Here is an 8,899-nt window from a genome sequence, read left to right as displayed (position 1 = left end):
AAACAACATGAAAAGAGTGGTTAATTACACTTATTGTGAGTCTTCTTGGTGAAATAATAGGATTTGACTATATCATGAGGATGATTATTTGAAATGACAGTTCTACAGAATAATTTCGTCTTTAAATATGCGAAAAATAGAATATCAATTTCAGCAAATAATTAGCCAAAGAATATATTGATAATATGACTGTCGAAGAGCGACTACCTTGCACAGGCAGCTAAGATATTAAAATAAGTCAGGCCAGCATGTTAAAATTATACCGGTCGGCAACGGCGAATATTGTTTAAAACCGGTATGGGTCGTGGGGCAGCTCTGAGTCAGGGAAGGGTAACACTGGCGACTTGAAATCCGGTCTGCTGCGGGGCAGATAATCAGCATGCGGCTCAATATGCCGATATCTGATGCAGAGGACATCGTTTAAGAACACGCAGGTTCAGTCAAATAAACCACTGTTTACTGGCTATTGTCGCAGCGCCGCTGGCACCGTTAAATGCTGACGATGAAGCTTGCACGAAGCGCACTACGTCATGGGAAAGCGGGCGGCGCAAATAAGTTCGTATTTGCCGGATCAATGCTTCTAGTGGGAAACCCGGCATATCCATCACCCCGCCGCCGAGCACTATTGCATGGGGATCAAACAGGTTAATGCTGGTGGCAATGGCTTTCGCCGTCCGTTGCATAAACTGCACAATAAACGGCTGCCTGGAGGCATAGAGAAACAGTTCACTTAGCTCAAACTCGCGCGGCGTGCTGTCATACCATCGGCGTAACGCCAAACCGGAGCAGGTGGTTTCCAAACAGCCGTAATTGCCGCATCCACACTGCTTTTCATCATCTCCCATGGGGATATGCCCCAATTCACCTGCCACGCCGTGTGCTCCAGTCCAGGGGGCGCCATTCATCCAGATAGCAAAACCCATGCCGGTACCAAGATAAGCACCGAGGACCAATTGCCGCTCAAGTTGATGTTCATGTACGTCATAGGAGAGTTGCATATTAACATCGCGCTCGAATTGAACCGGGCAGTGCAGCGCTGCACTCAGCTTATCGGCCAGCCCCGCCAGGTCAGTCGAGGTTAACGGTAAATTTGGCGTGGAAATAATGCTCTTTTTGTCGTTCTCTACCAGTGCCGGGAACCCCATGACCAGCCCTTGGCAGCATGCATTATAACGTTCAAGATATTGATGCAGTCGGGCGCTTAATCCAGCAACTAACCCCGAGACAATGACATCAGCGGTACGTAATTTCTCACAATGAAGCATCACGCCATCGCGTTTGAGTAAGCAAAAGCGGATATGGGTCGCCCCCATATCGACTCCGATCACCACGTCATATTTAGGCATGCTGTAACACCTCACTCTTGGCATGAATGATTTGTTGCGACATCAGCGCCCAGGCTTTATCGATATCAGAGGCATGATTGAACAGCCCGGAAGAGCCAACAATTAGCACATCGGCCCCAGCCTCAATCAGACGTTGGTAAGTTGCCTGATTACAAGAACCATCAATTTCAATTTCATAATTAAGCTGGTTTTTTTCACGCCAGGCTTTCAGTTCAGCAATTTTATCTAACATTTCAGGGATAAATGGCTGTCCGGCAAAGCCCGGGTCCACCGTCATGACGGTTATTTTATCTGCTTTATGAATGTAATATTTCATACTATCGACCGGTGTTTCTGGATTGAGGATCAGGCCGACTTTCATCCCTAAACTGCGGATCTCCTCGATCAAGCGAAATGCTTGCCCGTTGAGGGTTTCTGGGTGCAGCGTGATAAAGTCTGCGCCCGCTTTTGCCAAAGGAGCAATGTAATCCTGTGGGCGCGTCACCATTAAGTGGCAGTCCAGTGGTTTGCTGGCGATACGCTTCACTTGGCTGACGAAAAAGGGGGACAGTGTCAGGTTAGGCACAAAATGGCCATCCATAATGTCGATGTGAAAATAGTCCGCATTTTGGTCAATAAATTCAATTTGCTCTTTAAATTTCAGCAAATCCATACACATCAGGGAGGGAGATATCTTCATTATCGAGTCCTTACTTACTGATAAGTCGGTCGAGGGCGACAGCGGCAATAATCAGGCCGCCCATCACCACCAGTTGGTAATAGGTTTGTACTTGGAGAATATTTAGGCCGTTATTGATGGTGCCTATAATCAGGCCACCAATAACCACTGAAAAGATGCGCCCCTTGCCCCCGAAGAAGCTGGTACCACCAATAATGGCACTGGCGATGGCATAGGTTTCAAACCCCATCCCGGCCAGAGGTTCAGCCGCGCCAAGGCGGGCTGTCGAAACCACGCCAGCAAGACCGGCACAAATACCCGAGATGATAAACACTACGAGCATGTGAAATTTCACATCAATGCCGGAATAGAAAGCTGAGTTTTTATTGCCGCCCAAGGCGTAGATATTGCGCCCAAGGCGTGTACGGGTGGTCAGAAACCAAAGCACTATGGCGATAAACAGGGCGAATAACACCGGTACCGGAATGCCTAACACACTGGCAGCAAAGAAATTTACAAACTCAAACGAGAAGCCATACACCGAGTTGGCATCAGAAATCACCAAGGTGATACCGCGAAAAATGGCATTGGTGCCAAGAGTGATGATGAAAGGGTGCAGGCCGGTCCAGTTGACCAGACAGCCATTAATGGCCCCCAGCGCGCCACCTACCAGCACACCACCAATCAGTGCTGCGAATATTGGATCGACCCCTGCCAGCATCAATTTTGCGGTAACCATGCCAGACAGCGCCAGAATCGCACCAACAGACAAGTCGATCCCCGCCACTAAAATGGCAAAGAACTCCCCCATCCCAATTAATACGGTGACCGAGCTTTGGACGAATATTTGCGTGATGTTATTGGTAGTAAGGAAATACTCCGACGAAATAGAGCCAAAGATAGCCACAATGATCGCCAGAATGAAAAAAGTGCCGTATTTATCCCAAAAAGCGGCGAAGTTAAACGGCTTTTTCCCAGCCGTATCCGATTTCACTCTTGTGGTAATGCCCATGCCATAATCTCCTCTTCGCTGATGTCATCACGGTTGGTCAGGATTTGCGTCAATCGTCCTTCACAAAACACCGCAATACGGTCGCAAACGGTAATAATTTCGGGAAGCTCAGAGGAGACCATCAGAATGACTTTTCCCTCATCTGCAAGGGTGCGCATCACTTTATAGATCTCGGCTTTAGCACCCACATCAATGCCTCGGGTGGGTTCATCAAAAATAATCACGTCGGGATGACAGCATAACCATTTAGAAATCAATACCTTTTGCTGATTCCCGCCAGACAGTTCTGTGATGTTTTGCGACACCGAATGGCACTTTAGTGCCAGTAGGCTGCGTTGTTCTTCGGCAATTTCCTGCTCAAGCTGTGGCTTAACCAACCCCATTGCACCTTTGTAACCCCCTTCTTTTAAGCTATGGCTGATAGCCATGTTTTCAGCGATAGAGAAATTGCTGAAAAAACCGTTTTCACGCCGGCTTTCAGTGATATAGCCCATGCCTTTTTTCAGTGCATCCAGCGGGGAGCGGGGGGTGATATTTTTGCCATTCAGCCAGACTTCGCCATGGCTGGTTTTGTCGACACCAAACAGGCAATTCATTAATTCGGTGCGGCCAGAACCCACCAAACCGGCAAACCCGAAGATCTCGCCCCGGTTGACAGCAAATGAAATATCGCGGACTTTTTTCTTATCGCGACTGGTCAGGTTTTTCACCTCAAACACCGTGTCGCGTACCACGTTGCCGGCATTTTCTTTGAAGGCAATAAAGCGGTTTTGTAATTCGCGCCCGACCATCAAGCGCACAATATCGTCGTTAGTGACATCCTGAATCATGCCGCTACACACACTGCTACCATCTTTCATTACTGTATAGCGATCGCAAATACGGCGGATCTCATTCAGTTTATGAGAGATATAAACAATGGCCGTGCCCTCCTTGCGCAACTGATTCATAATTAAGAAGAGATAATCTACCTCTTTATTAGTCAGTGATGAGGTTGGCTCATCCATAATAATAACTTTAGCATCGAGCATTAATGTTTTAGCAATTTCCAACATCTGTTTATGACTGATAGATAAATTAGCCACTTTTTCATCAAGGCTGACTTTTAAACCCACGCGCAATAACATTATTGCTGCCTGGATACGCATTTTTCTCCAGTCTACAATGTTTATACCGCAGACTTTTTTCGTCAGGTGACGGCCAATATAAAGATTTTCTAATACTGTCAATTCATCAATAACACTAAGTTCCTGATAAATGATTCCGATACCTAATTGCGCTGCCTGTTTATGGTCCAGTTTGTCGTAATTAATATCATTAATAGTTATTGAGCCACTCGTTGGGGAATGAATACCTGACAATACTTTCATTAACGTTGATTTACCTGCGCCATTCTCACCTAATAACGCATGAATTTCATGTGTGAAAACAGTTAAATCAACGGACTTTAAGGCATGAACCGGCCCAAAGGATTTGCCGATCCCCGCCATAGAGATATAAGGCGTGACCATATAATCACCTTAGTTTTTATTCCTACCGAAATCTACCCTTACCCGAGCTAACCCGTAAGAGGAAAGCCGAGTGAGTGGCTGGCTCTTTAACCGGATGTTAGCCGGGTGGGTACGGCTATAATGCTATTTGGTGACCAGTACAGAATCCACTAGCGTAAACTGCGGCTGTTTATCCAATGGGATCACTTTCCCCCGTTGAACCGCTTCCACCAACAGCTTCAACCCGGTAGCACCGATATTCGCTGGGTTTTGTGCAACCGTGGCGGTCATTTGCCCGGCATCTACCATCTTACGTGCTTCGGGGATTCCGTCGGTGCCGACAACCAGAATCTTGCCAACTTTACCTGCATTGGCGACTGCCTGTGCTGCCCCCATCGCCATGGTGTCATTGGCACAATAGATAGCTTTCAGATTGGGGTTGCGCTGCAAAACATTGGTGGCGACATCTAGCGCTTTAATACGATCCCAATCAGCAGGCTGACTGGCAACTAATTTGATTTGGTTGGCTTGCTTAAATGCTTCCGTTGCTCCCGCACGGCGTGCTTCACCAGAAGCGTTACCCGCTTTACCTTCGATAATAGCGACTTCACCACCGGTAGTGCCTAATTTATCAATAATAAAAGCCGCTCCTTTGGCACCTACCGCATTATTGTCGGTCGTGACAAAGGCCTCGACATTGCCTTTAGCTTTTTTCAGATTATCCATATCAATTTTCTCGTCGAGATTGACCAGATAAATTCCTTTTTGCCAGGCACGAGCTACAGGCATAACCAGGTTAACTGAAGACAGTGGCGCAAAGGCTATACCTTTGTAATTCTTATTACTCAGATCTTCGAATAATTGCAGTTGAGACTGAAAGTCACCTTCAGAGGGGGACGCAAATATATCTACACTGACACCTAATACTTTTGCCTCCTCTTCAATTCCTTTTTTCATATCCACCCAAAAAGGATTAGAGAGCGTTTTTAAAATAACCGCATACTCTGCGGCAGCGAACGCACTGGTGGATAACATCATACCTATGGCTGCACCACTAAAGAGTTTTAGAAGTTTATTCATGGCTCATTTCTCATTGTAGGGAGAGAGTTCCGGCATGTCTTAAAATAGAGGCATGCCGGTTTTTTATTACTATTATTTATCTCGCCGGAAAAAGTCGACAATAGCGCCGGTTTTTTCCAGGTTAATCGTGGCTCGTTCAATATCTTGTTGTGCTACAGAAACAAAAAATGCATCTAATAATGTGAGTTGTAATATACGCGCTGAGGCGTTTCGCCCTAATAAAGGGGTCTCTGGTGCTGGCGAGCAAATAATAAAATCAGCCAGTTTGGCAATAGGGGAGTGATAGCTATGAGTAATACATATAATCTTCGCTCCATTCTTCTTTGCCAATTCTACAGCGGCTTTTAAATCACTGGTGCGCCCGGAATGGGACACTACCAGCACCACATCACCTTCTTTCAGTAATGCAGCGGACATCATCATAATGTGTGCGTCTTGGTAAGCCTGGCAACGCACACCTATACGCAGTAGTTTATGCGCGATATCGGCACAAATCGAATTCGAGCCACCCACGCCGTATAAATCACGCTGTCTGGCACCATAGAAAAAGCGTGCAGCGCGGTGGATTTCATCGACGTTAACGATCGATTGCCCTTCCATAATCGTGCGCAGGGTGATGTTAAATACCTTATTAACCACATCCTCTGGCGCTTCATCAAACGATAACTCAGCCGGTAACACCTGTTCAGACTGCGAGAAGTAATCAATCAACGTACTGCGCAGATTGCGAAAGCCACTAAAACCCAGCAGTTTTGAAACTTTAACAATCATCGCTTCCGACACCATGAGGGTCTCGGCAACATCCTTAATCGCCGGTGCGGCACTCAAGTTCCCAGGTGTAAGAAACCATTCAACAATACGGCTTTCATTTTCCGTCATCCCCTCCTGCTTCATTCGTAGGTAGGGGGCGATACCGATCCCGTTAGGAATACCTTGATCAAACTCTGACTGACTCATCTCGGTCCCATGTCCAAAAATTGAAGACGTCACTATATCACCACAATGTGTTGACGAAATATGCAATCAACTTCACAGAATTTGATAATTTATAAAGTAACTATGGTTTGTGTAGTCTCTCATTGGTTGGGGTTAAATATTATAAATCAATTTATTATAATTAAAATCAATTTGTTGCGTGTATTGCGTGGAGGTTGTTTAACGGGGTGTTCTTTATGGTTACTACACAAGTTATTTAAATTCGATGATTATTGTGCGTAAAATGGACACATTGCTGCGCGCCATTGTCGGGGTTTTTAACTAAAAGTATCGTTTTAGCTCACATAAAAATGAAATTTGTGAAGTTTGGCTTACTGACGAATGAGAGGTTATTCAATGAAAAGTATTGCTCTGGGTTGTGATCATGTTGGATTTATTCTGAAAGCGGATATTGTTGCTCACTTACAAACGCGTGGCATCAAGGTGATTGACAAAGGTTGGTGGTCTACAGAACGTACGGATTATCCACGTTATGCCAATGAAGTTGCTGAGGCGGTGACGGCTGGGGAAGCTGATGGTGGCGTCTTGATTTGTGGTACGGGCGTAGGCATCTCGATTACGGCAAATAAACATCCCGGTATCCGCGCGGTAGTGTGCAGCGAACCTTATTCGGCACAGCTTTCCCGACAACATAATAATACTAATGTACTGGCTTTTGGCTCTAGGGTCGTAGGGTTGGAACTGGCTAAGATGATTGTGGATGCCTGGCTTGATGCAGAATTTGAAGGGGGGCGACATCAAACACGGGTAGACGCCATAACCGAGGTGGAAACACGATTTAACGCATTGTAATAAGACCGGCCACTATTTCTGTCTTTCTGTAGAAAGGGTGCGTTATCCCCCCATCTTGCAAGGGGGGATAGACTTATTTGCTGATGCGCTCGACATAGCCTTGACCAATGACAAGGCGGCCTATGGGGCAGCCACTTTATAATCAGGGCCGTTTGTCTTCTCACTGGTGTTAAAGCATGGCTTATCAACTTAATCTTAATTGGCCCGAATTTTTAGAGAAATACTGGCAAAAACAACCTGTTATATTAAAAAATGCCTTCCCTAACTTCATTGATCCTATTACGCCAGACGAACTGGCGGGTTTGGCGATGGAAGCGGAGGTAGATAGCCGCCTTGTCAGCCATAGTAATGGCCAGTGGCAGGCCAGTAATGGGCCGTTTGAGCATTTTGATAACCTGGGTGAGACCGGATGGTCGTTGTTGGCTCAGGCTGTTAACCACTGGCATGCTCCGTCTGCCGAACTGGTGCGCCCATTTCGCGTGCTGCCGGACTGGCGTTTAGACGATTTGATGATCTCTTTTTCCGTACCGGGTGGGGGTGTCGGGCCGCATATCGACCAATACGATGTCTTTATCATTCAGGGGATGGGCAGCCGCCGCTGGCGCGTGGGTGACAAACTGCCGTTAAAGCAGTTTTGTCCACATCCAGCGCTGCTGCATGTTGAGCCTTTCACACCAATCATTGATGAAGACCTCGAACCGGGCGACATTTTATATATCCCGCCAGGCTTTCCGCACGACGGTTTCACCCATGAAACGGCGCTCAATTACTCTGTCGGATTTCGCGGGCCGAATGGCAGAGATCTGATCAGTAGTTTTGCTGACTATGCGCTGGAGAAAGATCTCGGCGGTGAGCACTACAGTGATCCTGATTTAACCTGCCGGGAACATCCGGGGCGGGTTGAGCAACACGAGCTTGATCGTTTGCGCCAGATGATGGTCGATATGATTAATCAGCCGGAAGATTTTAAGCAGTGGTTCGGCCGCTTTGCTACCACGCCGCGCCATGAGTTGGATATCTCTGCCGCGCAACCACCCTACGAGCAGGATGAAATTGTGGGTGCTTTGATGGATGGTCAGATCTTGACGCGCCTGAGTGGCTTACGTGTTCTGCAAGTTGGCGACAGTTTCTTTATCAACAGTGAGCGGCTGGAAACCACCGATGCTAAAGCTGCTGACGCACTGTGTCGTTACACCATGATTGGCAAGAAAGAGCTAGGTGAGGCACTAAATAACCCAGCTTTCATGGCTGAGTTAACCGAATTGATTAATCAGGGTTACTGGTTCTTCGACGAATAAGAATGCAATCAAGAGTGGCTTCCGAATGCGAATATCGTGACGAGATTCGGAGGCCGCAGTGATTTCCCCACCTTGTATACAAACCAAACGATTAATCAAGCCGGGGCATTTTTATGGCTATAACCGATCTTTTATTGGCGATTTTTTATAAAGTTAATTTGATTTGAAGGGGAATAAGATAAGAAGTAATTTAACGATAATAAAATAAATTATGGATGGCTGAGGGG

8 protein-coding genes are annotated in these 8,899 nt (G+C 46.6%); 2 read left to right on the top strand and 6 right to left on the bottom strand.

The window, feature by feature from the left end:
- Positions 1-440: 440 nt before the first annotated feature.
- From alsK to V2A85_RS19410, 6 genes are all read right to left on the bottom strand, one after another.
- Positions 441-1,346, bottom strand: a complete 906-nt coding sequence (alsK, locus tag V2A85_RS19435; RefSeq protein WP_420072131.1) for an allose kinase — start codon at positions 1,344-1,346, stop codon at positions 441-443.
- Positions 1,339-2,025: a D-allulose 6-phosphate 3-epimerase gene (gene alsE, locus V2A85_RS19430; RefSeq protein ID WP_372558315.1), complete on the bottom strand. Its 687-nt coding sequence runs from the start codon at positions 2,023-2,025 to the stop codon at positions 1,339-1,341. Before alsE ends, alsK begins: the two co-directional genes overlap by 8 nt.
- Before the next feature lie 10 nt (positions 2,026-2,035).
- Entirely contained in the window at positions 2,036-3,016 is a 981-nt protein-coding gene (gene alsC / locus V2A85_RS19425) for a D-allose ABC transporter permease (protein ID WP_049605299.1), read from the bottom strand.
- Positions 2,995-4,527, bottom strand: a complete 1,533-nt coding sequence (gene alsA / locus V2A85_RS19420) for a D-allose ABC transporter ATP-binding protein AlsA (RefSeq protein ID WP_420072130.1) — start codon at positions 4,525-4,527, stop codon at positions 2,995-2,997. Before alsA ends, alsC begins: the two co-directional genes overlap by 22 nt.
- 123 nt (positions 4,528-4,650) lie before the next feature.
- Positions 4,651-5,586: a D-allose transporter substrate-binding protein gene (gene alsB / locus V2A85_RS19415; protein WP_420072129.1), complete on the bottom strand. Its 936-nt coding sequence runs from the start codon at positions 5,584-5,586 to the stop codon at positions 4,651-4,653.
- Between the two features lie 72 nt (positions 5,587-5,658).
- Complete coding sequence (locus V2A85_RS19410; RefSeq protein WP_083159713.1) at positions 5,659-6,543, bottom strand: MurR/RpiR family transcriptional regulator; 885 nt, start codon at positions 6,541-6,543, stop codon at positions 5,659-5,661.
- A gap of 375 nt (positions 6,544-6,918) precedes the next feature.
- On the opposite strand from V2A85_RS19410, the gene rpiB reads away from it, so the two are divergent.
- Positions 6,919-7,374 carry a bifunctional allose-6-phosphate isomerase/ribose-5-phosphate isomerase RpiB gene (gene rpiB, locus V2A85_RS19405; RefSeq protein ID WP_050081743.1) on the top strand — a complete coding sequence of 152 codons (456 nt, stop codon included), beginning with the start codon at positions 6,919-6,921 and terminating at the stop codon, positions 7,372-7,374.
- A 176-nt stretch (positions 7,375-7,550) separates the two neighbouring features.
- Entirely contained in the window at positions 7,551-8,672 is a 1,122-nt protein-coding gene (locus V2A85_RS19400) for a JmjC domain-containing protein (protein ID WP_420072128.1), read from the top strand.
- The last annotated feature ends 227 nt before the right edge of the window (positions 8,673-8,899 follow it).

Source organism: Yersinia sp. 1252 StPb PI (genome assembly GCF_048593885.1).
Lineage (GTDB): Bacteria > Pseudomonadota > Gammaproteobacteria > Enterobacterales > Enterobacteriaceae > Yersinia > Yersinia enterocolitica_E.
The sequence above is the reverse complement of the archived record's forward strand: the minus strand, read 5'-3'. Positions and strand labels throughout refer to the sequence as shown.